Genomic DNA, 24833 nt, shown 5'->3' on the forward strand with positions numbered 1-24833 from the left:
CTACTATCACCGATAAAAATACCGCTTTAACCTGCAGATACTTTCTCGAAGTATCATAACACGGAAATGATAGAAAAAATCTGACAAGCTAATAGCGTTACCCAGTATCGAAGGAAGTTTTTAGCTATGGAAGCTACAAAGAAGTCTAAGTATGTACTTTCTGACTGGGAACCGAACAACCCGGATAAATGGAATTCTGGTCTTGCCTGGCGCACCCTGGCAATTTCCACCTATTCCCTAATCCTGGCGTTCACCGTATGGTTCCTGGTCTCCGCAATCGCCCCTAAACTGAACGAGATCGGATTCGACCTCACCAAGGCGCAGCTTTATTGGCTGACCTCGATGCCCGGTCTGTCCTGCGGGTTCTTGCGTTTAATCTATACTTTCTTGCCGCCCATCGTGGGTACCCGCAAACTGGTGGGCTGGTCTTCAATCCTCTATATGATTCCCATGCTGGGATGGTTCTTTGCGGTACAAAACCCGAACACCCCCTATTGGTGGCTGCTAGCTTTAGCTTTCATGTGCGGCATCGGGGGCGGTTCCTTCTCCGGCTATATGCCCTCTACCGGCTACTTCTTCCCCAAGCGTCTTTCGGGGACTGCTTTGGGACTGCAAGCCGGGATCGGCAACCTGGGGATGTCGATTATCCAGCTGGTCGGCCCGTTGCTAATGGGATTCTCGCTATTCGGTCTCACCTGGATGACCCCCCAACAGACCGCTGATGGGGCAAGTATTTGGGTATCCAACGCCGCAATCTTCTTCGTACCCTGGTGCATCGTAGCTGCCATTTTGTCTTTCCTCCTGCTGCGTGACGTACCGATTAAAGCCAATATCCGCCAGCAACTAGACATCTTCACTAACCCCAACACCTGGTACATGACGGTGTTGTATGTGATGACTTTCGGACTATTTTCGGGGCTATCGGCAGTGTTCGGTCTGCTCATTAATGACAACTACGGCGCCGAGTCCCCCCTGAAACTGGCGGTTGCCGGCGCCTCCTTCGCCTTCCTGGGGCCACTGATTGGTTCGGTGGTCCGCATGGCCTGGGGGCCGTTCTGCGACAAAATGGGCGGGGCGATCTGGACTTTCATTTCTGGAGTAGGGATGGCGGTTACTCTGGCCATCGCCGGCTTCTACCTAAACAATCCCCGCGGCATGAGCGACTTTTACGGCTTCTTGATTGCCATGCTGGTGATGTTCTTCTTCTCTGGCCTGGGCAATGCTGGCACCTTCAAACAGATGCCGATGATTATGCCGGCTCGCCAAGCAGGCGGCGCCATAGGATTTACTGCCTCGGTTGCCTCCTTCGGCCCCTTCGTAGTGTCGGTAACCCTCACTATGATTTCTCCGGCGGTCTTCTTCTATGGCTGCACCGTCTTTTGCATTATCGGATCGGCGCTTTGCTGGTGGCAGTACGCCCGCAAGAACGCTCCCTTCCCCGGATAACCAATTATTCCCGAGGGCGCAGCGTCGTCCTCGGGAGCAAAACTTAGTAAGCACACAACTTAAAGGAAAATAAAATGGCTGGTTCTTCGTTATTAAAACTAGGTGCGAAGCTTAGGCGCGGGCAGGTAAGCCAGGATGCTCGTCAAATGTTCCTGGTGGGAGGGCGCGAAGCGGATGCGTTCTACCGGCAACGTTTCAGCCATGACAAGGTGGTGCGCTCTACTCACGGGGTGAACTGTACCGGTTCTTGCTCCTGGCGAGTATTCGTAAAAGACGGGCTGATCACCTGGGAGGCGCAGGCAGTCGATTATCCGTCTACCGGCCCGGATATGCCCGACTATGAGCCCCGCGGCTGTCCGCGCGGCGCCGCCTTCTCTTGGTACGAATATTCCCCCACCCGGATTCGTCATCCCTATGTACGCTCAGTGCTGCTAGATGCCTACCGCAAAGCGAAGCAAACCCATCCTGACCCGGTAGAGGCCTTCCGGGCAGTCGCCTCGGATCCGGTAGCCTCCGCCGCCTATAAATCGGCGCGCGGTAAAGGTGGCATGGTGCGTACCAGTTGGGAGGAAGCCCTAGAAATCGTAGCTGCCGCCAATGTGGCCACCATTAAAGACTACGGTCCGGATCGGATTGCCGGGTTCTCGGTGCTCCCCGCCATGTCGATGGTTTCCTTCGGGGCAGGTGCCCGCTACCTACAGTTAATTGGCGGGGTGAACCTGTCCTTCTATGACTGGTATGCCGATCTTCCGGTCGCCAGCCCCCAGGTATTCGGAGATCAAACCGATGTTCCCGAGGCCGGAGACTGGTTTAACTCTTCCTATCTGCTGGTTTGGGGTTCAAACTTACCGCTCACCCGTACCCCGGATGCGCACTTTATGACCGAGGCGCGTTACCACGGGCAAAAGATGGTGTCGATTAACCCTGATTATTCCGATAACACCAAGTTTGCGGATGAATGGCTGCGGGTTAATCCCGGTACCGATGGGGCGTTGGCGACCGCGATGGGACACGTGATTCTAAACGAGTTCCACGTGGGTAAACAGTCTCCCTATTTCTTGGACTATATGCGTAGCTATACTGACGCCCCCTTCCTAGTAAAGCTAGAAGAAACCCCCGAAGGGCTGGTGCCGGGCAAATTCTTAAGCGCCGCTGATGTGTCTAGCCTGCCGGCAGAAGTTAAAGAAAAACCAAAACCAGAATTCCGTTTCCTAGTAATGGATGCCGACGACAGCGTGAAGGATCCGGGTGGCACCTTGGCTGACCGTTTCACTCCGGAAGGTAAAGGTCATTGGAACCTGAAGATGGAGGGGGTAAACGCCAAGCTCAGCCTATATCAAGAGGGCGGGGAAAGCGCTGAAATTACCCTGCCCCGCTTTGACCTGGTGGCCGGAGAAAGTAAAGGTAGCTCCGTGGGTGCCGGCACCATTAACCGGGGGGTGCCAGTCCGCAAAGTTGACGGGCACCTGGTGACCACGGTTTACGATATTTTGCTAGCTCAGTACGGAGTCAAACGTGCTGGTCTCCCGGGCATTTGGGGCGAGGATTACCAGGATTCTTCCAACCCGGGGACTCCCGCATGGGCGGAAGAAATCACCGGGGTGCCGGCTAATGCCACTATCCGGATTGCCCGCGAGTTCGCGCAAAACGCCCTAGATTCTAGAGGACGCAGCCAAATTATTTTGGGTGCCGGTACTAACCACTATTTCCACTCTGACCAGATCTATCGCACTATCTTGGCACTGACTTCTATGTGCGGTACCCAGGGGGTTAACGGGGGCGGCTGGGCGCACTACGTGGGTCAGGAGAAGGTACGCCCGATTACCGGTTGGACCCAATATTCATTCGCCTTGGACTGGCAGCGTCCCGCTCGGCAAATGATCTCCACCGGTTTCTGGTATTTAACCACTGATCAGTGGCGTTACGATTCGCTGACCACCGACCGCTTAACTTCGCCTGCGTCTGTGGCCTCAGTGCCAAAGCAAAACATTGCGGATTCTTTACTGGAAGCTACTGAACGCGGCTGGATGCCCGCATATCCCCAGTTCAATCGGTCTTCTCTGGAGCTGGGGCGGCAAGCGCAAGAATCCGGGCAAAAACCCGCTGACTACGTGGCCGCACAGCTCGCTGCCGGAAAGCTAGAGTTCGCGGCGAAAGATCCGGATAACCCGGTGAACTACCCGCGCGTCCTCTTTAACTGGCGTACTAATCTGTTGGGGTCATCTGCCAAAGGAACCGAGTTCTTCTTACGGCACATGATTGGTGCCGATAACGATGTCCAGGCCAAGGAAGTACCGGAAGAACAGCGTCCTCGTAACGTGCGTTGGCGCGAGCAGGCCGCGAAAGGCAAGCTGGATTTGGTGGTGACTGCGGATTTCCGCAACACTTCTACCACTTTGCATTCTGACGTTTTGCTGCCAGCTGCCACCTGGTACGAGAAACATGACCTGTCCAGCACCGATATGCACCCCTATGTGCATACCTTCAACGCCGCGATCCTGCCGCCTTGGCAAGCCCGCACCGATTTCCAGTTGTTCCAAGATTTAGCGCAGCTGGTCTCCAAGATGGCAGGCAATCACCTGGGCACCCAACTGGATCTCCTGGCGGCTCCTTTGAACCACGACAGCCCGGATGAGCTGGCTAATCCCGCGGGGGTAGTGATTCCCCGCGAGGAATGTGGCTGGGTGCCAGGGGTCAATATGCCAAAGATTATTCCCATCGAGCGCGACTACACCAAGATTGGGGAGAAATTTAATTCCCTGGGTCCGGTTATCGAAAAAATGGGGATGGGTACCAAGGGCGTGCCTTTCACCCCCGATAAAGAGCTGCGCGAAATGCGCGAACAGTTTGGAGAAATCGAGACTGCCATCGGGCCGCGTCCGCGCCTAGACACCGATCAGATTGCTGCCGAGTTCATTTTAAAGTTCTCGGGCACCACCAATGGACGCCTCGCCACCCAGGGCTTTAAGACCCTCACCGAAAAGGTGGGCGCCGCTGGAGATATGACTGAAATGTCGCGCGGGCACGCTGATTACCAGATCACTCTGGCCGATGTGCAACAGGCTCCCAAGACCGTGGTTACTTCCCCCGAATGGTCCGGCAGTGAGCATGGAGGGCGGCGTTACACCGCGTTTAGCCAAAACGTAGAGTACCTCAAACCCTGGCACACCTTGACCGGCCGGATGCACTACTACCTGGATCACGATTGGATGTGTGCCTACGGGGAATCCCTGCCCACCTACCGTCCTCCGCTGGATTTACACCACCTCTTTGGGGAACCGGCACCGGGCATGGTGCGCGGGGACGGCACCCCCAGCGCCGAGGTCGCAGTCCGCTACCTCACTCCCCATAACAAGTGGGCGATTCACTCCCAGTATTTCGATAATCTCTATATGCTCACTCTGGGTCGCGGCGGACAAACCGTGTGGATGTCGCCGCAGGACGCCGCCAAGATTGGGGTGCGCGATAACGAATGGATTGAGGCCCATAACCGCAACGGAGTGGTTAGCGCCCGCGCAATTGTGTCCCACCGGATCCCGGAGGGAACCGTATTTATGTACCACGCACAAGAACGGATTACCCACACTCCGCTTAACCAGTCAACCGGTAAACGGGGCGGCACCCATAACTCTCTGACCCGCATCTTTATTAAACCAACCCATTTGTTGGGCGGCTATGGGCAGTTCTCGTACGCCTTCAACTACACCGGTCCTACCGGCAATCAACGCGACGAAGTCACCTATATTCGTCGCCGCAGCCAGGAGGTGGAGTTCTAAATGTCAGTGGCAGTTTGCATTTTCTCTAAAGGAGACCAGTCATGAAAGTAATGAGCCAAGTGGTCATGGTTATGAACCTGGACAAGTGCATTGGTTGCCACACCTGCTCGGTGACCTGCAAACAGGCCTGGACTAACCGTACCGGCACTGAATATATGTGGTTCAACAATGTGGAGACCCGCCCCGGACTCGGCTATCCGCGCACCTGGGAAGACCAGGAAAAGTGGAAAGGCGGATGGCGGCGCACGGCCTCCGGCAAGTTAGTTCCGCGTTCTGGGGGGAAACTAGCACAACTGGCTAAAATTTTCGCCAACCCCAATATGCCGCAGATAGACGATTATTACGAGCCCTGGACTTATGACTATGACAAGTTGTTGTCGGCTCCGGCGGGTTCTAAAGCACTACCGGTGGCGCAGGCGCGCTCCCAGATGAGCGGCAAGCCCTTAAAGAACATTGAGTGGGGGCCGAACTGGGATGACAACCTGGCCGGATCTACCGAAACCATGCAGGACGATCCCACCCTCAAAAAGATGAACCAGCAGGTAAAAGCGGATTTAGAGAGTTCATTTATGTTCTACCTGCCGCGGATTTGTAACCACTGTTTGAACCCCACTTGCGTTTCTGCCTGCCCCTCGGGAGCGATGTATAAACGCACCGAGGACGGGATTGTGCTGGTTGACCAGGACGCTTGTCGTGGTTGGCGTATGTGTGTTTCGGGTTGTCCCTATAAGAAGGTTTACTTCAATCATAAGAGCGGAAAAGCCGAAAAATGCACCCTCTGCTACCCCCGGATTGAGGCCGGTGACCCCACGGTTTGCTCTGAAACCTGTGTAGGTAGACTCCGCTACCTGGGGGTTATCCTCTATGACGCGGATCGGGTCAGCCAAGCGGCGGCAGTCAAGGACGAAACCGATCTCTACCAGGCACAGCGTGACGTAATGTTGGATCCCTCCGATCCGGAAGTGATTGCGGCTGCGCGGCAAAGCGGGATTCCGCAGTCCTTTATCGAGGCGGCACAAAAGTCTCCGGTCTATAAGTTGATCGTGGAATATTCTCTGGCGCTGCCGCTGCATCCGGAGTTCCGCACCCTGCCGATGGTTTGGTACATTCCCCCGCTATCGCCGGTAGTAGAGGCAGTAACCGCTTCGGGAGCCGATGGGGAGAACCATAAGGTTCTACTGACCGCGCTCGCCACTATGCGTATTCCTCTGGAATATTTAGCTGACCTGTTCGCTGCCGGAGATCCGCGGCCGGTGGAGCGCTCCTTGCGACGCCTAGCGGCTATGCGTTCCTATATGCGCGATATCAACCTGGGTGACCAACCGAATCCAGAAATCCCGGCTGCGGTGGGCATGAGTGAAGAACAAGTAAGAGCCATGTACCGCTTACTATCGATCGCTAAACATAAAGATCGCTACGTCATTCCCACCACTCATCCGGAAACTGCGCGCACCCCCAGCGAATATATTTGTCCGGTGGGTCAGGGCGCGTCCTCGGGTAAAGTCCCGGTGGAAATTGGGAGGGCGCCGCGGTGAGCGCTAAGGTTTCTTTTATTCCTACCCGACAGGAGGCCCCCCCGATAAGTGCGGTGGCACTCGCGCCGGAGCAGCGCTCGGCTGCCTTTATGACGTGCGCGCTGCTTTTGGATTACCCTGGCGATAACCTGGAGGAAATCCTTTCTCAGGTGAAGGCAGAATCTGAGCTGCTACCCGAGGCTATCGGGCAAGAGCTACGGGAATTTTGTTCATGGGCACGGATGCGCGGAGTACGTGGAGTCCAAGAGGACTACGTGGAGACTTTTGACCGCAAACGTCGCTGCGCCCTGGAGCTGACCTATTACGCCACCGGAGATACCCGGCAACGCGGGATCGCGCTGACAGTGTTTTCGGATTTATTTAGCGCCGTAGGTTTCGAGCCTCCCCACCGCGAATCCCTACCTGACTATCTACCGCGGGTTTTAGAGTTAGCCGCCCGCTGTGAGGGCGAAGATTTGTCCTTAGTCTTAGGGGCAATCGCCGCCAGCCGCGAGGGGATCGAAGTGCTGCACGCTGCGCTGTGCTCGCTGGATTCTCCCTGGCAGAAAGTGGTCGCTGCCCTACGCATGGTGTTGGGCGAAGCCGATAGGGAAACCACCGAGCGTATGGAGCGCCTAATCCGTCAAGGTCCGCCTACCGAATTGGTGGGCTTGGATGACAGTAATAACTTGCCGTGGCCGCAGTTAGCCCCGGTTCAATCAGACACCGCGAGCGAAGGGTGAAGTAATGGACGTGTTGTTTTGGGGAGTATTTCCCTATATTTGCATTACGCTACTAGTTGGCGGTCTCATTTGGCGTTACCGCTCTGACCAGTATGGATGGACTTCCCAGTCCTCGCAGTTGCGGGAAGCTAAAATCCTGCGAATGGCTTCTCCCCTGTTTCATTTCGGAATCCTGTTCGTGCTGTTGGGACACTTTATGGGGCTGATTATCCCCGACTGGATGACCGAAGCTATGGGGGTCTCCCAGCATCAATATCACCTGCTAGCCACCGTGGGGGGTACCGTCGCGGGGATTGCGGCGTTAGTGGGTTTTGTCGGTTTACTGTGGCGGCGTTTCGTTAACCATTCGGTACGTTTCGCTACTACCGGTCGCGACCTGGTTGCCTACATTTTCTTGGCTATCCCCCTGGCGCTGGGAGCAATAGCAACTGCTGTCAACCAGCTCTTTGGAGCTGATGGCGGTTACAACTACCGCAAAACCATTTCGGTGTGGCTGCGATCCCTGTTCATGCTACAGCCTCGGGTGGATCTGATGGCTAATGTGCCCCTGAGCTTCAAACTGCATATTATTGCCGGTTTGTTGCTACTGGCAGTCTGGCCTTTCACCCGCTTGGTGCACGTGCTCTCGGCTCCGGTAGGTTACGTTACCCGTCCTCCGATCGTTTACCGGTCGCGGCGTCCTGCGACTGCCGCAAGCCCGGAAAAGCCGGGTTGGACTCCGGTGCGGGCTACTGTCGCCGGTGGTGAGGACGCTGGTGGGGCGCCCGCCCAGGGAGCCTAATTCGGGGAACTTTTACTAGGCTGTCGGAGTGTTTTTTGCGATGCCGGCAGCCTAGTCGTGTATTTGTGCGAGAAATTCTTCGAATACCAACGAGTGTCACCTTATCGTTAACTTTGATTACATGTTTAACCTTTTCGTAGTTTTCCTCCTATTTATTCCGCTTTATCGAGGCTTTCGCGGTATTTTCCTCGAATTTACGATAATCTATATCTATGCCAAATTATCGGATATCTACTATCGCCAACCTGCTGGGAGTCAGTGATGACACCATTCGCCGTTGGCTTGATGAAAACCTAATCAAAGCAGTTACTGGATCTGGCCCCAAGCGAGTCGACGGTGCCTCAGTAGCTCGTTTTCTGCAGGAGCGACCTGTCGGGGGGCTACTGGGGGAAGAACCTAGTGAATCCATCCGTAACCATTTCCAGGGGCTAGTGGTTGCGTTGAAAAAAGGCGAGGTGATGAGCCAGGTAGATCTGCAATGCGGCCCCTACCGGGTAGTATCCCTGGTTTCTACCGAGGCGGTAGAAGAACTGAACTTAGAGGTAGGTTCAGTGGCTACTGCCCAGGTAAAAGCCACCAATGTTTCGGTGCAACTTCCTGAAGGAGATAAACTGTGAAAAAATTTCGTCTGGTTGCTTTAGCAGCCGGGCTTGCCCTGGCGCTCGGTGCCTGCTCGTCCTCCGGCGGTAGTAAGGCCGAAGACAGCAAAGCTCCGGCAGAAAAAACCCAGCTAACGGTGTTTGCGGCCGCCTCCCTAAATAAAGCTTTCCCGGAAATCGTAGAGAAAGTACTAAAGAAGTCAGATCCTAATATCGAAGTAAAGTTCTCTTTCGAGGGTTCCTCTACCCTGGTAGATCAGCTAAAAAACGGCGCGGTGGCGGACTTATTTGCTTCTGCGGATGAAAAGAACATGACCAAGGCAACCGATGCGAATCTAGTTACCGAGGTTAAGCCTTTCGCCTCTAACACTTTGGCGCTAATCGTTCCCAAGGGAAACCCCGCTAAGGTCACCGGACTGGATGCCTCCTTGGACGGAAAGAAACTGGTAGTGTGCGCCGAGGGCGTACCTTGCGGCAATGCCACCAAGGAACTTCAAGAAAAACTGGGGGTCATACTAAAGCCGGTATCTGAGGAACAGAAAGTTACCGATGTGCGCGGCAAGGTGGAAAGTGGTGAGGCTGACGCGGGACTGGTTTATCAAACCGACGCCCTAGCTGCCGGCGACAAAGTAGAAATTATCAAGGTTGCAGGCATCGATCAGGTGGTTAACGCCTATCCGATTGCTTTGATTAAGGCTTCCAAGCACCAGGACGCGGCGAAGAAGTTTATCGATGCTGTCCTATCTGACAAGGGGCTAAAGATCCTGGAAAACTATGGTTTCTCTGCTCCCCTGTCAAAAGATAAGAGCTAAAACTTCCCTTGCGTAAGTCTTTCGGAGCTAATCAAGCGGCGGGATCTCCAGCTTGGCTGTGGGGCCCCGCCACCTTGGCGTTACTTTTTCTGCTAATACCCTTCGCCGCCCTGGTAGTGCGGGTACATTGGGGACAGATTCCGCAGCTACTTGCCACCGCCGAAAGCCAAGAGGCCCTTTGGTTGTCGCTAAAAACTTGCCTGATTTCTACCGGACTGTGCATCGTTTTTGGGGTGCCCCTGGCGCTGTGGCTCGCCCAGGCGCAAAACAGTTTCTTCCCCCGCCTAGTACGCACCTTCGTCACCCTTCCGATGGTGTTACCGCCGGTAGTTGCCGGTTTGGTGTTGCTAATTACCTGGGGACGCATGGGGATTTTAGGGTCGAAACTGGATTTACTGGGGATTCAAATTGGGTTCACCACCCTGGCAGTAGTCATCGCCCAAACTTTCGTGGCTATGCCCTTCCTGATTACTTCCCTCGAGGGCGCGCTACGTACTCGCGGTTTCCAATATGAGGCCGCGGCTAGGGGGTTAGGCGCCTCCCGTACCCGTACCTTGTTGCAGGTAACTTTGCCCTTATCAGCGCCGGCGATTGTCTCTGCAACCGCCTTGGCATTTTCCCGTTGCCTAGGGGAGTTCGGGGCGACCATTACTTTTGCTGGCTCCCTACAAGGCATTTCCCGCACCCTTCCCCTAGAGGTGTATCTGCAGCGAGAAACTGATACTGACCTGGCACTTTCCTTGTCTTTAGTGATTATTGCCCTGGCGATAGTGATGATGGGTGGCACCCAGATGCTTTCTGACTATTGGTATTCGCGTCTGATGGGCAAGCATAAGCAAGGTGAAAGCACCGGGGCAGCTGGTGCAATCAGCGGGTTTCCAAAGCAAGCACCCCGCGAAAAGCAGACAGGGCCCGGGGTACATCTGGATGCAAAAATCGCGGTTCGTAACCTGGATGTGGATTTAGATTTTGTCCCCGGCTCCGCCACTGCCTTGCTCGGTCCGAATGGAGCCGGAAAATCCACGATTATTTCTCTGCTGGCAGGTACCTTGGTGCCCGATTCCGGTTCCATTAAATGGAGCGTAGATCAGCCTCAAATCGTATTGCTCGCCCAAGACCCAGCACTGTTTCCCCATATATCCGTGCTGGCTAACGTAGTATTCGGGTTACGTTGCCTGGGGATTGATAAGCGGCGCGCCCGCCAGTTGGCTCGCACGCAACTGGCGGCGGTGGGGATGCGTTCTTTTGAACAACGCCGTCCTAATCAGCTTTCGGGGGGTCAAAAGCAACGTGCCGCGATTGCCCGCGCAATGGCGATTGAACCGGATGTGGTGTTACTGGACGAACCGATGGCCTCTTTGGACGTAGAAGTAGCCGACCAGTTACGACTGCTGCTGCGCGAACGCATTGGGGGTGCCACCACTATCCAAGTCACCCACGACCTAACTGATGTGATTGCTCTAGATTGCCAAGTGGTAGTGCTAAAACACGGAAAAATTACCCAAAGCGGCTATTGGCGGGATCTCTTCGAGGAAACTGAAGATCGTTTCTTGCAGAAACTCACTCGCAAAGCCCAGTTAGATAACGTGATTAAATAGGATTTGCTCTCACCTTGCCAATACAGGGGGTAAGACCAGGGTTAGGGGTGCTCGCAGGCTGCAGGTAAGCTAACAGCCATGAGTATGCCGCGTTCCGCCAAGAGCGGTCAGAACACTTCCTCATCTATTTCTCCCTCCCAACCTGCCTTTAAAGTTGTAGCCACCCCGATTACCGCCGAAGACCGTTTAATCGCTGATTTTACTTCCGGTCTGCATACTGACCACCGAGTGCTAGTGGGTACGGGAGATGATTGTGCGGTTTTGGCGCACCCGGATTCCCGCTCCGTAATTTCCACCGATGTGCTGGTAGAGGGGGTTCATTTTCGCCGCGACTGGATGAGCCTGGAACAAATCGGTCAGCGCGCCGCCGCCCAAAACGCCGCCGATATTGCGGCTATGGGAGCCAGCGCCCATAGCGCGGTTGCGGCGGTGACTATTCCCAAAGAAATGGGCAAATCCGAGATTAATGCCCTGGCTGCCGGGTTGGCAAAAGGATTAGAAACTTACGGGTATTCCCTGGTAGGAGGAGATTTATCCCGGGGGAAATGCCTGCAAGTGGCAGTTACGGTTATCGGGGATTTACAAGGGCGCCGCCCTCTGCTGCGTAGCGGGGCAAAGCCTGGTGACCTAGTGTATTTCGCGGGTAATCTGGGAGATTCGGCCGCCGGTTTAACGCTGCTAGAACGCTTCCAGAGCCCCCAGACGGCAATTAATAATCTCGTCCTCCCTGAGGCTCTACGCAGCCTCGTAAAAGAAGTGGTTTCCCGCTATCAAGTCCCGCAAGTTCCTGCCGACCTCGCACCTCAATTAGCGAGGGCAGGAGCTCATGCTCTGATGGATGTTTCCGATGGACTTACCCGGGATGGGGCAAAAATTGCTGCCGCCTCTGGAGTAGTCATTGATTTGCGGAGTGAACTGCTGGAAAAGTATGCGAAACGACTATCGGGGCTTGCTGATGCCTTGGGGATTAACTGTTGGGATTGGGTGCTGGGCGGCGGCGAGGATCACGGGTTACTTTGTACCGCCCCCGCAGGATTTTTGCTTGGCGGGTTTTCCCCTATCGGACGAGTGCTACCGGCAAACTCGCCTGGGCATACAGAATGCAGCGACAGTAGCAGCGAGGGCGCAGGTAACCCTAATCTCCCCGACTCCTCCAAAGACAGCGGGCAAGCTCCGCTATTGCTAGATGGAAAACCGCACTGCCAGCAAGGTTGGGATCATTTTACTTCTTAAAGCAAGAGGCAATAAACAGTGTTTAAGGTGAAAAACTGTCAGTGGTGGCTCCGACCGGCATCGATCCGGTGACCTTTCGATTTTCAGTCGAACGCTCTCCCAACTGAGCTACAGAGCCTGGGGGTCTAAAAAGACCTGCGACCCAGACGGGACTCGAACCCGCGACCTCCGCCGTGACAGGGCGGCGCGCTAACCAACTGCGCCACTGGGCCATATTTTATTGTGCTCCACCTTTCGGCAGATCGTACCCCCAACGGGATTCGAACCCGTGCCGTCGCCGTGAAAGGGCGGTGTCCTAGGCCTCTAGACGATGGGGGCCTTGCGGCCTGGCCTAAAGGCCTCGGCTCAGACTTGAATTAGCTTACCGGGCGAAGGTCAGTAAAGGCAAAGTAATCAGCTATGAAGCCTCTCACAACTAAGGTTTACCGCGTTATTCGGCGGTTTAATAACTGCATTTTTTGCCGGTGAAACGTAGTCTAGTGGTATGCAGCTGCAACCTTGGGGAACATCATCATCTGATCAAACCGTCGAAAAAGTATTCGACTGGTTAACTAGCCTCGCCGGTATGGGCGTAGGGGTAGTCTCCGGGATCGTGTTGGCGTTAATCGCTACTGCCACTTTAAAACTGGTGGCTAGGCGGGAGCCGCTCACGAAACTAATTCTGAAACGTGCCACCCGCGCCTTCTTCCTGACCATGATTATCCTAGGGGCCTATCTGGGCTGGAAATACACCACCTCAGGTCTAGAAATTGAAAGTTCTACCGGTATCGGTCGTTTCAGCCATGGATTGCTTATCGCAGTGATTTTGGCGTTCACTTTCTTCACCACCCGTATCTGCTATCTGATTGAGGACGTGGCGGTCAAGGCCAACCAGGAGAAACCCTCCCGTAACCGTTCAAAAATGCTCACCCAAGCGCAGGTGATTCGGCGTGTCCTACAAGCCGTAGTAGTAGTGGTGGGTATCGCCAGCGCGATTTTAACCTTCCCCTCTGCCCAGGTGGCAATGGGTTCTATGCTGGCTTCAGCCGGGGTGGCCTCGATTGTAGCAACTTTGGCCGCGCAATCGACTTTGGCAAATGTGTTTGCCGGGATGCAGATTGCGCTCTCGGACGCGCTGCGTGTAGGCGATAAAGTGCAGGTTCCTGGTCTAGACAGTGTGAAAGAACTGGGCACGGTAGAGGAAATTACCCTCACCTACGTGGTGCTGAATCTCTACGATGAGCGACGCATGATTGTACCGTCCACCCATTTCACTCAGCAAAAGTTCGAGAACTGGACCCGCAAACACACCCAGCAAGTCGGAATGGTGGAACTCTATCTGGACTATTCCGCACCTATCGATTCCATCCGCGCGCAAGTGGATTTGCTACTGTCGGGCACTGAACTGTGGGATGGACGCAGCGCCAGCGTAGATGTCTCCGATATGAATGCTGATTGCCAAACCGTGCGGATTGCGGTGTCTGCAGCCGATAGCAATGATTTATGGGTACTACGCTGCTATCTGCGGGAACAAATTATTCAATGGCTGGTGAAAGAGGTTCCCTGGGCGCTGGTTTCCCGTCGGATTCAGCCGCAAGAAGTTCGCTACCTCAACCGTAATCGTTCTGACGAGGAAGTTCACCGCTTGGCACGCAAGTTGGTTGGCGAAAATCAACCAGAGAAAGGCTAAATGATGAGTGAGTTTAATCCCCGCACTGCCACCGAGGACGAGTGGCGGGGGCGACTAGACGCTGCCGAATATTACGTTTTGCGCGAGGCCGGCACCGAACGCCCAGGTACCGGGGAACATCTCCACGAAAACCGGCAGGGGATTTACCGTTGCCGAGGCTGCGGGGAGCAGTTGTTCCGTTCGGACACCAAGTTTGATTCTCACTGTGGCTGGCCAGCTTTTTTCCAACCCGAGGACGCCGCTGTCAGCTATCACCGCGACTCCTCACACGGAATGGTCAGGACCGAGGTTCGTTGCGCTAACTGTGGCTGCCACCTAGGACACGTTTTCGAGGATGCGCCGGATATGCCAACCGGGCAACGCTACTGTATTAACTCAATCTGCCTGGATTTTCAGGCCGAATAGTATGCGGATAATCAGCGCGAATCTGCAACACGGCACCCCAGCTGAGGGCGAAATCTCCCCCGGGGATAACTGGCTGGATTTAGCCCGACTGTTTGCCGCTTATCGCCCCGATGCTATCTGCTTGCAAGAAGTTGACTTTTACCAGGCGCGCTCGGGTTTTCAAGACCAGACCCGCGCCCTCGCCACTGCTTTAAAGGAGGTAACCGGGCAGGACTGGCAGCATCGATTCTTAAGTTTTTTCGCCGGTCAGGTGGCTTTGGGAGTGAGACTGCCAGTGACGCTAACTTCCCGCGCTCTCGCTAATCAACATCCCCTTTTTTCGGCTAATCGTCCCCTACTGGGCGGGTTCGGAGTGGGGATATTAACCCCGCATCCGGTGCGCCGCTGGGTGAGCTCCAAACTGGGGGCGGCTCCCCCGCGAATCCGGATTCCCGGCCCAGATCCTCGCACCTGGAAATTCTATGGTGGGCAAACCCGCAGCCTGCTGGGGGCAGAAATTGTTACTGCTCGGGGACGTTTTTTACTGGGCAATACCCACCTAGAGTTGGGGGTTACCACCGCAAAGTGGCAACTAATCCGATCTTGGGAGGGGCTGTCTTTGTTAGCGGGGAAGGCAACTCCCCTGCTGGTAGGAGATATGAATCTTCGTGAGGACGTCACTCGCGCCCTCTACCCCTATCTAACCTTCGCGAGCTCCCCCACTTTCCCAGCTAGCAAGCCTTACTCCCAGATTGACCAGTTATTTGCACCCCCCACTTGCCGGGTCTTGGATATCGACACTATCCAAATGCCGGTCTCTGATCACCGGGCATTGTTTGTGGAATTACAGTCGTAACCGTGGGGGGTGGCGATGGGTAGCACGCGGAGATTTTCTGACCGGATTCCCGCACCCCTAATTTTCGTGGGCTCCGGATTGTCGCAATATTCAGGCGCGGCAGTCGCCACTATCTGGTTGTTTACGGTAATGACTCCGACTGCAGTGGCCTGGTGGCGGGTAGCGACAGCGGCAGTTATCTTAGTGCTGATTCGCCGTCCTTTCCGCCGGGATCTCACCTGGCGCGCGCTGGTAGCCGCTACGGTTCTAGGGCTGTTTATCACCACTATGAACATGACTTTTTACCAGGCTATTTCCCGGATTCCCTTGGGTACCTGCGTGTCAATTGAATTTGTGGGACCGGTGGTGGTGGCACTTTTTAGAGGACGTGGCTGGCGCACTCGCATCGCGGCAATCCTTGCGGGGGTGGGGGTGGCTTCTATTTCCGGGATTGGTCTGGATATTTCTACTTCCGCGGCACGAATCGGGTTAGCGTTTTCGATTGCTGCCGGTTTTTGCTGGGCAGGCTATATCGTAGTGGGGCAAAAACTCGCTGCCGCCGGTCATGGCCAAGATTCTTTAGCCATGGGTTTGTTTATGGCCTCCCTCTTGACTGTGCCGATTGTCGGGCCTTTAGAGATTGCTAAGGGGTGGCAAAGTAGCTGGATACTTTCTTGCTGTATTGCGGTGGGAGTGCTTTCTACTGCTTTACCATTCCCGTTAGAACAGGTGGCGCTGCGCCGTTTAGGGCCCGATATCTTTTCGCTCTTAGCTTGTTTAATGCCGGCGATTAGTGAGCTGGTGACCATGATAGCCCTCCGCCACCTGCCAAATGTGGGAGAAATCGTGGGATTGCTGTGTATTTCGTTGGCGGTGGCTTTTGCGCAATACCGTCCTGGAATGCTAAACAAGAAAAGTACGGAAAATAACTAGAGAGAGTATAACGGAGAAGATAATGAGTTTAATTGGTTCGATTATTGGTGGCGGCATCATTGGCGCTTTGGCTCGGTTCTTTATGAAGGGCAAGCAGAACATGGGGATGCTCATCACCATCATCATCGGGATGGCATCTGCAGCTCTGGCTGATTGGCTTTTGATGAAGGTAGGAGTCACGAACGGATTCTTGCAGTTCGTGGGAGCCATCGTAGTCGCTGTGGTCTTGATTAGCGCCTACCTGGGAATCACAAACAAGAAATAGAAGTAGTCCCGGCTACCATACTGTTTAGGTGGCTCCGGCTGCCTACATCTATCTAATTTTAGCTGCTGCTCGGCACACTCTTTGCCGAGCAGCAGCTTTTTTCTTACCTGCCCTCTGGGATATTGCAAGCTTCCTCAAAACCCTTGAGTAGTTACTTGAGGGTTTTGGGGTCGCGTGCGAGCTATAAACATTTTTTGCCATGCACCGAGGTCTGGATTGTTAAAAACCTTTACATTACGGCGGAGCTTCTTCATTTGGTGCAGAGTTTTCCGCAAGTTATCCCCAGGTACCCTGCATACTTAAGTACTCGAGCAGGTCAAAGCCTCAATGCCACTATGACCAGTCCAAACCCTTAATACCCTCAAGGTTTACCTGAGGGTAATCGAAAAAAATTTGACATTCCTATCTTTAAGACTCTCGTTAAAATAGTTATCCACAGATATTATCCACAGGGTTGTGAGCGGTGATAAAACCGCAGCAAAAACTGTGGATAGTATCTGTGGATGATTACGCGTCTTACTCGTTAAGAGTGCGTCCAGTTAGGGTTTCGTAGATTTCTTTGTAGCGATCGGATGTTTGCTTCACCACATCTGCAGGAATCTCTGGCGGATCCTGCAACTTGTAGGGTTGCCAATCACAGGCATCCGAGTCTACCCAGTCCCGCAGAATCTGGGTATCCAATTGCGGATTACGTTTACCAGGTTCGTAGCTATCCGCATTCCAGAAACGAGAAGAATCCGGGGTCAGTACCTCGTCACCCAAGACCACGGCTTCACCGCCATAAGGCAGAGCCGAGCCAAACTCGAACTTGGTGGATCCTAAAATTACCCCGCGTTCCAGGGCAATTTCGGCTGCCCGATCGTACAGATCCAACGAATACTCGATAATCTGATCCACCCGGCCACTGCCAACTAAAGACTGTAACGCTTCCCAAGAAACGTTACTGTCATGGCGCCCCATCTGGGTTTTCGCAACCGGGTTAAAAACTGGTTCCTCTAGCTTTTGATCCTGCTGCAACCCCTCGGGCATCCGGGCGCCCCCGATGGTACCTTTAGCCTGATACTCTCGCCAGGCCGCCCCGGCTAAGTAACCGGAAACATGGCATTCCAGAGGGTACATATCGAGGCGGCGACAAATCATCGCGCGTCCAGCTACCATCTCGGGTACCGAGGAAGTGGATAGGAAGTGGTTGGGAATAGAATCCCCCAACTGCTCTAGCCACCAGGTAGTTAGTTGGGTAAGGGCAATACCTTTACCCGGAATTTCTGTGGGAAATACCTGACCGTAAGCACTGAAACGGTCAGTAGCTACCATTAAAACCGTGTCGGAATCATAAGCTGCCTGTCCCGCAGGATAATAGATTTCTCGTTCTTTACCGGAAAATAAATGGCGCCATCCACGCAGCGCCGGAGTATCACTTGACGACATATTTATCATTCTTACACTTTTTATTTAGATTTGGGAGGGCTGAAGGCAAATTTTATAAAAGTTTTTGTGGCTAGAATAGGGAGCACCATAAGAAATTTAGGTATAGCTAAGTTGGAGGTGTCCCGCTTTGCATCAACATGCTCCTGCCACCGACTCTACTCGTAATCGTCTGCTGATTGCCGCCGGGATAACTTTGGCGATTCTGGTCGCCCAGCTTATCGGCTCGATTTTGTCTGGTTCCCTGGCTTTAGCTGCTGACACTGGTCATGTGGCTATAGATTCTATCGGACTTTTCGTAGCTGCATTTACCGCCACTTTGTTGACCCGCCCTGCCAGTGGAACGATGACCTACGGCTACGCGCGCCTCGAGGCAATCGCCGGTGGTCTGCAGGCAGGCATGATTATTATCATCTGCACGGTTATTGGCTATCACGGAATTCTTCGCCTCATCACCCCCGCCCCAGTTGACGGTACTCAAATGGCGGCCTGGGCTCTAGCTGGACTGATTGGTAACTTGGCTTCGATGCTGGTGATGCTAGGACGACACCGCGATAACCTAAACATTCGTGCCGCCTTCTTAGAGGTGTCCGTTGATGCGATTTCTTCGGTTGGGGTTATCGCTGGGGGGATAATCACCCGCCTAACTGGCATCACCCGCGTTGATGCGGTGATTTCCCTGCTGATTGCGGGGGCAATGTTGCCTCGAGGCTACAAACTGTTGAAAGAAGCAGGCTCGATTTTACTTGATCGTGTTCCCAGCGAACTGAACGCCGACCACATTCGTGAGCATATTTTGGAGGTGGAACACGTAACGGGGATTCATGACCTGCACGTATGGCCGTTAAACTCCCACACTGTGCTGCTCTCCGCTCATATCGTTATCGCCGAGGAATGCTATCAAGACGGACACGCCCTGGAAGTGTTACACCAGGTAGAAAAGTGTATGAAGAACCATTTCCCGCGCAGAATCGAACACTGCACCCTGCAGATTGAACCCGAAGGCCACGCCGCCCACGAAACCCTAAAGCACTAGCTGCGTGGCTATTATTTTCCGTTACCTGTTTCAGTTACCTTAATAGCCGTATTAATAAAAAAGTTCCGGGAACGATCAATAGATAATCGTTCCCGGAACTAATGGTGGCGGGTATTATGGGCATTCGCCCCGTATTATTACCGGGGATCTTGAACCAAGCGTTTTAATAAGCTGGAATGCACATTAGGCCAACCAACCAGAATGGATCCTTTTTGTCTAACATCCATGTTAGTTCCATCAAGGCGGGTTACCGTGCAGCCAGCTTCCTCACAAATTAGAGTCGCTGCGGCTATATCCCAAGGTGATACCCACAGGTGCACAAAGGCTCCTGCCCTTCCACATGCAACTTCTACTAGCTCCAAGGCGGCGGAACCGTAACGTCGGTGCCCCCTGGAATCTACCAATGCTTGTTTCAGACGAGGGATCGCACAGATTTCCTTGATATCGGTAATTAATACGGCATCTTGATAGGGGAGTTTATCCGGAACAACGTCTATCTTCTTATTGTTACAATAGGCTCCTTTACCTTTCTGCGCAACGTAAAACAAACCCTTAGTAACATCAACAACTATCCCCAGAGCGGGAATGCCATCTTCCACTAGAGCCAGAGAAATCGCATAATCCCGGTGAGTAGCAACGTAATTCATAGTCCCATCGATGGGATCTAGCACCCAAACTCGACCGGCAAAACTATCCAGGGTATGACCCTCTTCTCCCAACATAGGATAACCAGTGATTTCGGTGAGCTCTTTCGCCAGAAATTGTTCAATTCGCTTATCAACTTGAGTCACCAAATCATTACGATCTGATTTCGTCTGTATTTCTAACTCTTCTGGTGCTAGCGCAATTTGCCTTGCTTGCTCTAGAAGCGGGATTACAACCGCGCTCAGCTCATCCAGTGAAATAGATTCCGTGGTCATCTTTATCCTTCCTCTTACTTCTAAGCTTTACTTAATTTCTTATCTGCACGAAGCATTTTTTCTTCTAAGAATGCCACCAATATCAGACATGCTAGACCAACAATCGCAGAAAAAATCAGTACCGTAAATGTTGAGCCCCACCCGTGCAGGACGTGACCAAAAATCTTTACGCCTTCCTTTTCGGGATCTGCAATTCGCCCGAGCAAGACTTTCGCCATAGAGTCACCGAAAACGTAACCAAAGGCTCTTGGAACGGCATTAGTCACAACTGTAGCGTTTTTCGGAGCGAATCCAATAACGCAAATTCCGATTAGTGTAACCGGGCCAAAAATCAAAAACCCTATGAAGAAGAGTGCGGCATAGACTACAGGAACGGTAGTAGCGGTTGAGTATACCCAGATAGGAATAATTACAAGTCCAATGCCAATAGATGCGGCAAGCGCCCGTCTTCCACCTAAAAGATCTGAGAAATATCCCCACAATAACGAGCCAACGAGGCCACCTATTTCCAGTGCAAAAGTCGTATTTACCGCAGTGTATTGGGAAAAACCAAGGTGACTAGACGTGTAGAGAACATTCCAGTTATCAATGCCGATACGTACGCAATATGCCGCAACGTTAGCTATACACAGTAACCACACCGCCGGGTTCTTAACAACGTACTTAAGCAATATCTCGCTCTTTCGCATCGTTGCAGAACTAACATCGTTGGTTGCTGAGGGTTCATCAAAGATCTCTTCCGCAGTATTCCATCCCAATTCCTTAGGATCGTCTTTTCCGCAAAAAATACCCCAGATGCCAATAGGAATAGCCACCAGAGCAGGAACAATAAACATGCCGGCAACAGAACCACCAAAGAATGTATTTGCACCCCAAACTGCCAAAATACCAGCAATCATAGCTCCGAGGTTGTGCGAAGCGTTCCACCAGCCAATAAAACGACCCCGCAGCCGTCTCGGCGTCCATCTATTCATAGTTGAATTACAAGATGGCCCCCCAGGTGCTTGGAAAAGACCGTTGATTGCCCACAACAGAATTAAGAAACCGTACGGATGATGTGCACTCATCAGGACAATACCGATGATAACCGAAATAACGCCGGCCATAGTAACCAAGGTAGCCAACGCTTTTTTAGTGTTGCGGCCATCGAAGTAGAAGCCTAATAGGAGACCACCGAACCCGTAGGTCAAGGAAAATGCAAAGCCGATGACACCAAGTTCCGTGGTGGTAAACCCTGCTTGACTGATCAATTCTGGTTGAGCAGCCTTAAAATTTGTACGCAATAAGTAGAAGGCACCATAGGCCACTATCAACACTAAGTAGGTCTTGAAAAACTCAATCGGCCACTTTTTCCGCTGTTCCTGCAAGCTTAGCGAAGTGGGAGGTGCCTGCGTAAGCTTCAGATAGTTGGATACAAAGCTCATAAAAACTCCATCGTTTATTCACTGATTTATTATTACATAGCGCTATGTTTTATTAAATTAGTTCAAACGTTTGACAATTGTCAAGAAAATTATTTATTTTGGTGCATAATTTGAATCAATAAAGAATCATTTTAGAAACAATAAAGCCATGAACTGCGAGTTCAATCATTTAATTAACAGCTAGATAATTAGCGCATGCCGTTGATTCACGAATAATTAAGCGACTGGGAACGCTCTTCGTTATTGATTTTCCCAGCTTTCCTTCCTGTTGAGCGCAAGCTAGTTCAAACGCTAGAATAGCGACTTCGTTGCGATTACGATCAATAGTGGTCAGCCGGAACGCCTTTCCTGCCCCAATCTCTGAATTATCAAAACCCACAAGGGACACATCCCGTGGCACCGATATCCCGGCTTTCAAAAGGGCAATATACGCGCCCTCAGCACACTGGTCGTTGTAACAAACTATCGCAGTCGTCCTACCTAGCACGCCTCGTCTTTCCCCAAAACTCTTACAGGTAAGTCTTTCCTTTCCAGACCAAACTTCTGTCAGCAACTCCTGCGTCGCTTCAAATCCAGCTTCTAAGCTGTTGCCAGCCTGCCATATCTTCAAGCTAATATCTTTTTGCTCCATAGCTAGACGAATTACTTTCCGTCTAGCATCTGCAGATACTCCTTTGGGACCGTCCAGATATACTACATAACGGTGCCCTAGGGAATATAAGTGGTCTGCCAGATCTCTAGCTCCTTGGAAGCTATCGCTAATCACCAAGCTTGCCGTCGGAGAGTCACAGCCTTGAGCGATTACAACAGTCGGTTTTAGATCGTTGGAATACAAGGAAATAGGCGGGTCAATTGCAATAATCGTTTCCACCCTAAACTGCGATAATTTTTTCAAAGCATCAATGGGATTTTTGTAAGATGACGCGTTCTCAGCCATCATCCAATACCCATTCTGCGAGGCTAATGATTGCATTTCTTTTACATAAGCTGAATGTAATTCCTGCTCGAAATTGGCGACTACCCCAATAATCTTGGGTTTGGATTGAGACAGAAGTGCTCCACTTAAACTGATACGATACCCCAGCTTTTTTGCCTCGGCTTGCACTCTTCGTTTAACCGAGATTGAGATCCTAGGATCATCCCTTAATGCTAGGGAAACAGTTGATACCGACACACCTAGGGAATTGGCAATATCTTTCATTGTTACGCGACGGTGATCAACCATTATTACCCCATAATCGGAAATTGATTTGATTTAAAAGACGGTTGTCTTTCGGGACCGGAGGCCTCATCTTTCAGCAAGCAACTCTCTATCCATTATTTTAGCTTTTCACACGGTTGGTAACCCAAATTCTCGCCTACATCCGGTCGCAACCAAAAACTAAGACCGCTACCATGCAGAAATCACAGTGAATGACACTAAATACGAAAAAGGCGACCGGAAACTTTCGTTTCCGGTCGCCTTCCTCTTATATTCTCACAAAAGTAAGAGGTAACTTCCGACTAGGAGGTTACTTCAACGCCTGCAGACGCTCACGCAGCTTCGTGAGCTCATCAGCAATCGCCTTCGGTAGTTTGTCACCGAACTGCGAGAAGTACTTCTCGGTGTCTTCGGTCTCCGCCAACCAGGCATCGGGATCGATGGCGAACATCTTGTCCCATTCTTCCCGACCCATTCCGGTGCCTTCCAGGTTGAAGTCCTCGAACTTGGGGTAGTAGCCGGTCGGGCCTTCAATGGCGTCAACCTTGCCGGAGGCGCGGCGCACGATCCAGTCCAGAACGCGAGCGTTGTCGCCATAGCCCGGCCACAAGAAGCTGCCGTCCTCGTCCTTACGGAACCAGTTAACCTGGTAAATCCGCGGGAACTTGTCGCCTACCTTTTCTTGCATTTCTAGCCAGTGACCCCAGTAGTCAGCCATGTTGTAACCACAGAAGGGCAGCATCGCGAAGGGGTCGTGACGCAGGGAGCCGACTGCGCCTTCAGCGGCAGCAGTCTGCTCGGAGGCAACGGACGCACCAATGAACACGCCGTGTGCCGGGGAGTACTGCTCGGCTACCAACGGAACGTTGGTGGCGCGGCGTCCACCGAAGAGGATCGCGGTGACCGGAACGCCCTCGGGGGCTTCCCAATCGGGGCAAACAATCGGGCACTGCGCAGCCGGAGTGGTGAAACGGGAGTTCGGGTGGGCGGCCTTTTCGCCAGATTCCGGAGTCCAGTCTTTACCATGCCAATCAATCAGGTGATCGGGGGTGTCTCCGTCGATGCCTTCCCACCAGACATCGCCATCGTCAGTCAAGGCTACGTTGGTGAAGATGGAGTTTTCTTTCATGGTCTCCATCGCCATCGGGTTGGTCTTGTAGGAGGTACCCGGGGCTACCCCGAAGAATCCAGCCTCGGGGTTAATGGCGCGCAGGGTGCCGTCCTCGCCCGGACGCATCCAGGCGATGTCATCACCAACGGTTTCGACTTTGTAGCCGGGGATGGTCGGCTGCAGCATAGCCAGGTTGGTCTTGCCACAAGCAGACGGGAAGGCCGCGGTCACGTGGAACTGTTCACCGGACTTTTCATCGGTTAGACGCAGAATCAGCATGTGCTCTGCCATCCAGCCATCGCGGCGAGCCATGGTGGAGGCGATACGCAGGGCGTAGCACTTCTTGCCCAGCAGGGCGTTCCCGCCGTAACCGGAACCGAAGGACCAAATTTCGTTGGTTTCGGGGAAGTGGGTGATGTACTTTTCGTCATTGCAAGGCCAGGCTTCATCAGTCTCGCCCTCGGCCAGGGGCTTGCCTACGGAGTGAACCGCGGGAACCCAGGGACGTCCCTCGTTGATGAGATCCATGGCTTTGGCACCCATGCGGGTCATAATCCGCATATTGCAGACCACGTAAGGGGAGTCGCTAAGCTCGATACCCAGCTGAGAGATCGGTCCTCCCAGCGGTCCCATGGAGAAGGGGATTACGTACATGGTGCGACCAGCCATCGCGCCGTCAAACTTTTCGTGCAGGGTCTCGCGCATCTGCTTGGGATCTGCCCAGTTGTTGGTGGGGCCAGCATCCTCTTCTTTTTCGCAGCAAATGAAAGTACGCGATTCTACCCGCGCCACATCGGAGGGTAGCGAACGAGCTAGGAAGGAATTAGGGCGCTTCTCGGGATTCAAACGGGTGAACATCCCGGTTTCTACCATCAAATCGGTTAGGCGAGTCCATTCTTCTTCGGAACCATCGCAAAACTCAATCGCTTTCGGCTTCGCCAGTTCTGCAACTTTAATTACCCAATCAACGACCTCTTTCGGGGCGTTCTGCGGGGCGGCAGCTAGCACATCTTTCTCAGTCACTGTCATTTATCTCTTGCCTCCTGCGGCACTCGACACGGCAACACTTGGTTGCTCTTGCTCTTCCATTGTCCTTCATCGCCGCCGCATTCTCTACTGCAGAAGTCT

The 24833-nt window shown here is 53.1% G+C and carries 20 protein-coding genes and 3 tRNA genes; 15 read left to right on the plus strand and 8 right to left on the minus strand.

Translation table 11 applies throughout. The annotated features are described in order from the left end of the window. Positions 1 to 126 precede the first annotated feature (126 nt). The 9 genes from BQ5456_RS05030 (at position 127) to thiL (ending at position 12502) form a co-directional block, all read left to right on the plus strand. Positions 127 to 1446 carry a nitrate/nitrite transporter gene (locus BQ5456_RS05030; protein ID WP_071129038.1) on the plus strand — a complete coding sequence of 440 codons (1320 nt, stop codon included), beginning with the start codon at positions 127 to 129 and terminating at the stop codon, positions 1444 to 1446. Positions 1447 to 1520: 74 nt separating this feature from the next. Beyond that, a complete protein-coding gene (locus tag BQ5456_RS05035; RefSeq protein ID WP_071129039.1) occupies positions 1521 to 5222 on the plus strand; it encodes a nitrate reductase subunit alpha in 3702 nt (1233 codons plus the stop codon). Between the two features lie 41 nt (positions 5223 to 5263). Then, positions 5264 to 6757 carry a nitrate reductase subunit beta gene (gene narH, locus BQ5456_RS05040; RefSeq protein WP_071129040.1) on the plus strand — a complete coding sequence of 498 codons (1494 nt, stop codon included), beginning with the start codon at positions 5264 to 5266 and terminating at the stop codon, positions 6755 to 6757. Further along, positions 6754 to 7479, plus strand: a complete 726-nt coding sequence (gene narJ, locus BQ5456_RS05045) for a nitrate reductase molybdenum cofactor assembly chaperone (RefSeq protein WP_083378371.1) — start codon at positions 6754 to 6756, stop codon at positions 7477 to 7479. Before narH ends, narJ begins: the two co-directional genes overlap by 4 nt. Positions 7480 to 7483: 4 nt before the next feature. Continuing rightward, positions 7484 to 8260, plus strand: a complete 777-nt coding sequence (narI, locus tag BQ5456_RS05050; RefSeq protein ID WP_071129041.1) for a respiratory nitrate reductase subunit gamma — start codon at positions 7484 to 7486, stop codon at positions 8258 to 8260. Positions 8261 to 8472: 212 nt separating this feature from the next. Beyond that, positions 8473 to 8877, plus strand: a complete 405-nt coding sequence (locus BQ5456_RS05055; RefSeq protein WP_071129042.1) for a TOBE domain-containing protein — start codon at positions 8473 to 8475, stop codon at positions 8875 to 8877. Then, positions 8874 to 9671 carry a molybdate ABC transporter substrate-binding protein gene (gene modA, locus BQ5456_RS05060; protein WP_071129043.1) on the plus strand — a complete coding sequence of 266 codons (798 nt, stop codon included), beginning with the start codon at positions 8874 to 8876 and terminating at the stop codon, positions 9669 to 9671. The genes BQ5456_RS05055 and modA overlap by 4 nt, the downstream gene beginning before the upstream one ends. A gap of 8 nt (positions 9672 to 9679) precedes the next feature. Continuing rightward, the gene (locus BQ5456_RS05065) at positions 9680 to 11269 is read left to right on the plus strand and encodes an ABC transporter permease (RefSeq protein WP_071129044.1); all 1590 of its coding nucleotides are present in this window, start codon (positions 9680 to 9682) and stop codon (positions 11267 to 11269) included. A gap of 78 nt (positions 11270 to 11347) precedes the next feature. Beyond that, positions 11348 to 12502, plus strand: coding sequence for a thiamine-phosphate kinase (gene thiL / locus BQ5456_RS05070; protein ID WP_071129045.1), 1155 nt, complete (start codon positions 11348 to 11350; stop codon positions 12500 to 12502). Between the two features lie 42 nt (positions 12503 to 12544). Here thiL and BQ5456_RS05075 read toward each other — a convergent pair. The 3 genes from BQ5456_RS05075 to BQ5456_RS05085 all read right to left on the minus strand — a co-directional run bounded on the left by BQ5456_RS05075 (position 12545) and on the right by BQ5456_RS05085 (position 12820). Then, positions 12545 to 12620, minus strand: a tRNA-Phe gene (locus BQ5456_RS05075). A gap of 20 nt (positions 12621 to 12640) precedes the next feature. After that, positions 12641 to 12714: transfer RNA gene (locus BQ5456_RS05080), tRNA-Asp, on the minus strand. Positions 12715 to 12747: 33 nt separating this feature from the next. After that, a tRNA-Glu gene (locus BQ5456_RS05085) sits at positions 12748 to 12820 on the minus strand. A gap of 166 nt (positions 12821 to 12986) precedes the next feature. On the opposite strand from BQ5456_RS05085, the gene BQ5456_RS05090 reads away from it, so the two are divergent. From BQ5456_RS05090 to BQ5456_RS05110, 5 genes are read left to right on the plus strand one after another with little or no spacing between them, the layout of a single operon-like run. Next, positions 12987 to 14171, plus strand: coding sequence for a mechanosensitive ion channel family protein (locus BQ5456_RS05090; protein WP_071129046.1), 1185 nt, complete (start codon positions 12987 to 12989; stop codon positions 14169 to 14171). Positions 14172 to 14174: 3 nt separating this feature from the next. Continuing rightward, positions 14175 to 14576 carry a peptide-methionine (R)-S-oxide reductase MsrB gene (msrB, locus tag BQ5456_RS05095; protein WP_408056653.1) on the plus strand — a complete coding sequence of 134 codons (402 nt, stop codon included), beginning with the start codon at positions 14175 to 14177 and terminating at the stop codon, positions 14574 to 14576. Between the two features lies 1 nt (position 14577). Further along, on the plus strand, positions 14578 to 15411 hold the full coding sequence (locus BQ5456_RS10295; RefSeq protein ID WP_071129048.1) for an endonuclease/exonuclease/phosphatase family protein: 834 nt from the start codon (positions 14578 to 14580) through the stop codon (positions 15409 to 15411). A gap of 15 nt (positions 15412 to 15426) precedes the next feature. After that, entirely contained in the window at positions 15427 to 16323 is an 897-nt protein-coding gene (locus tag BQ5456_RS10300; RefSeq protein ID WP_071129049.1) for an EamA family transporter, read from the plus strand. A 22-nt stretch (positions 16324 to 16345) separates the two neighbouring features. Then, positions 16346 to 16588, plus strand: a complete 243-nt coding sequence (locus tag BQ5456_RS05110) for a GlsB/YeaQ/YmgE family stress response membrane protein (protein WP_071129050.1) — start codon at positions 16346 to 16348, stop codon at positions 16586 to 16588. Between the two features lie 516 nt (positions 16589 to 17104). On the opposite strand, the gene BQ5456_RS05115 is transcribed toward BQ5456_RS05110, so the two are convergent. Then, complete coding sequence (locus tag BQ5456_RS05115; protein ID WP_071129051.1) at positions 17105 to 18016, minus strand: phosphoribosylaminoimidazolesuccinocarboxamide synthase; 912 nt, start codon at positions 18014 to 18016, stop codon at positions 17105 to 17107. 127 nt (positions 18017 to 18143) lie between these two features. Here BQ5456_RS05115 and BQ5456_RS05120 point away from each other — a divergent pair, with 127 nt between their 5' ends. Next, the gene (locus BQ5456_RS05120; protein ID WP_071129052.1) at positions 18144 to 19049 is read left to right on the plus strand and encodes a cation diffusion facilitator family transporter; all 906 of its coding nucleotides are present in this window, start codon (positions 18144 to 18146) and stop codon (positions 19047 to 19049) included. A 137-nt stretch (positions 19050 to 19186) separates the two neighbouring features. On the opposite strand, the gene BQ5456_RS05125 is transcribed toward BQ5456_RS05120, so the two are convergent. From BQ5456_RS05125 to BQ5456_RS05140, 4 genes are all read right to left on the minus strand, one after another. Beyond that, on the minus strand, positions 19187 to 19969 hold the full coding sequence (locus BQ5456_RS05125; protein WP_071129053.1) for an inositol monophosphatase family protein: 783 nt from the start codon (positions 19967 to 19969) through the stop codon (positions 19187 to 19189). 20 nt (positions 19970 to 19989) lie between these two features. Next, a complete protein-coding gene (gene uhpT, locus BQ5456_RS05130) occupies positions 19990 to 21393 on the minus strand; it encodes a hexose-6-phosphate:phosphate antiporter (protein WP_071129054.1) in 1404 nt (467 codons plus the stop codon). Positions 21394 to 21562: 169 nt separating this feature from the next. After that, complete coding sequence (locus tag BQ5456_RS05135; RefSeq protein WP_071129055.1) at positions 21563 to 22618, minus strand: LacI family DNA-binding transcriptional regulator; 1056 nt, start codon at positions 22616 to 22618, stop codon at positions 21563 to 21565. Positions 22619 to 22904: 286 nt separating this feature from the next. Beyond that, on the minus strand, positions 22905 to 24734 hold the full coding sequence (locus BQ5456_RS05140; protein ID WP_071129056.1) for a phosphoenolpyruvate carboxykinase (GTP): 1830 nt from the start codon (positions 24732 to 24734) through the stop codon (positions 22905 to 22907). Between the last annotated feature and the right edge of the window lie 99 nt (positions 24735 to 24833).

Source organism: Varibaculum massiliense, assembly GCF_900106855.1.
In the GTDB taxonomy this organism is placed as follows: Bacteria; Actinomycetota; Actinomycetes; order Actinomycetales; family Actinomycetaceae; genus Varibaculum; species Varibaculum massiliense.

What these genes read in the sequence shown, in the direction of transcription:
- BQ5456_RS05030 (WP_071129038.1), top strand. Translation starts at nt 127, where the DNA reads ATGGAAGCTACAAAGAAGTCTAAGTATGTACTTTCTGACTGGGAACCG.
- BQ5456_RS05035 (WP_071129039.1), top strand. Translation starts at nt 1,521, where the DNA reads ATGGCTGGTTCTTCGTTATTAAAACTAGGTGCGAAGCTTAGGCGCGGG.
- narH (WP_071129040.1), top strand. Translation starts at nt 5,264, where the DNA reads ATGAAAGTAATGAGCCAAGTGGTCATGGTTATGAACCTGGACAAGTGC.
- narI (WP_071129041.1), top strand. Translation starts at nt 7,484, where the DNA reads ATGGACGTGTTGTTTTGGGGAGTATTTCCCTATATTTGCATTACGCTA.
- BQ5456_RS05055 (WP_071129042.1), top strand. Translation starts at nt 8,473, where the DNA reads ATGCCAAATTATCGGATATCTACTATCGCCAACCTGCTGGGAGTCAGT.
- thiL (WP_071129045.1), top strand. Translation starts at nt 11,348, where the DNA reads ATGAGTATGCCGCGTTCCGCCAAGAGCGGTCAGAACACTTCCTCATCT.
- BQ5456_RS05090 (WP_071129046.1), top strand. Translation starts at nt 12,987, where the DNA reads ATGCAGCTGCAACCTTGGGGAACATCATCATCTGATCAAACCGTCGAA.
- msrB (WP_408056653.1), top strand. Translation starts at nt 14,175, where the DNA reads ATGAGTGAGTTTAATCCCCGCACTGCCACCGAGGACGAGTGGCGGGGG.
- BQ5456_RS10295 (WP_071129048.1), top strand. Translation starts at nt 14,578, where the DNA reads ATGCGGATAATCAGCGCGAATCTGCAACACGGCACCCCAGCTGAGGGC.
- BQ5456_RS10300 (WP_071129049.1), top strand. Translation starts at nt 15,427, where the DNA reads ATGGGTAGCACGCGGAGATTTTCTGACCGGATTCCCGCACCCCTAATT.
- BQ5456_RS05110 (WP_071129050.1), top strand. Translation starts at nt 16,346, where the DNA reads ATGAGTTTAATTGGTTCGATTATTGGTGGCGGCATCATTGGCGCTTTG.
- BQ5456_RS05115 (WP_071129051.1), bottom strand. Translation starts at nt 18,016, where the DNA reads ATGTCGTCAAGTGATACTCCGGCGCTGCGTGGATGGCGCCATTTATTT.
- BQ5456_RS05125 (WP_071129053.1), bottom strand. Translation starts at nt 19,969, where the DNA reads ATGACCACGGAATCTATTTCACTGGATGAGCTGAGCGCGGTTGTAATC.
- uhpT (WP_071129054.1), bottom strand. Translation starts at nt 21,393, where the DNA reads ATGAGCTTTGTATCCAACTATCTGAAGCTTACGCAGGCACCTCCCACT.
- BQ5456_RS05135 (WP_071129055.1), bottom strand. Translation starts at nt 22,618, where the DNA reads ATGGTTGATCACCGTCGCGTAACAATGAAAGATATTGCCAATTCCCTA.
- BQ5456_RS05140 (WP_071129056.1), bottom strand. Translation starts at nt 24,734, where the DNA reads ATGACAGTGACTGAGAAAGATGTGCTAGCTGCCGCCCCGCAGAACGCC.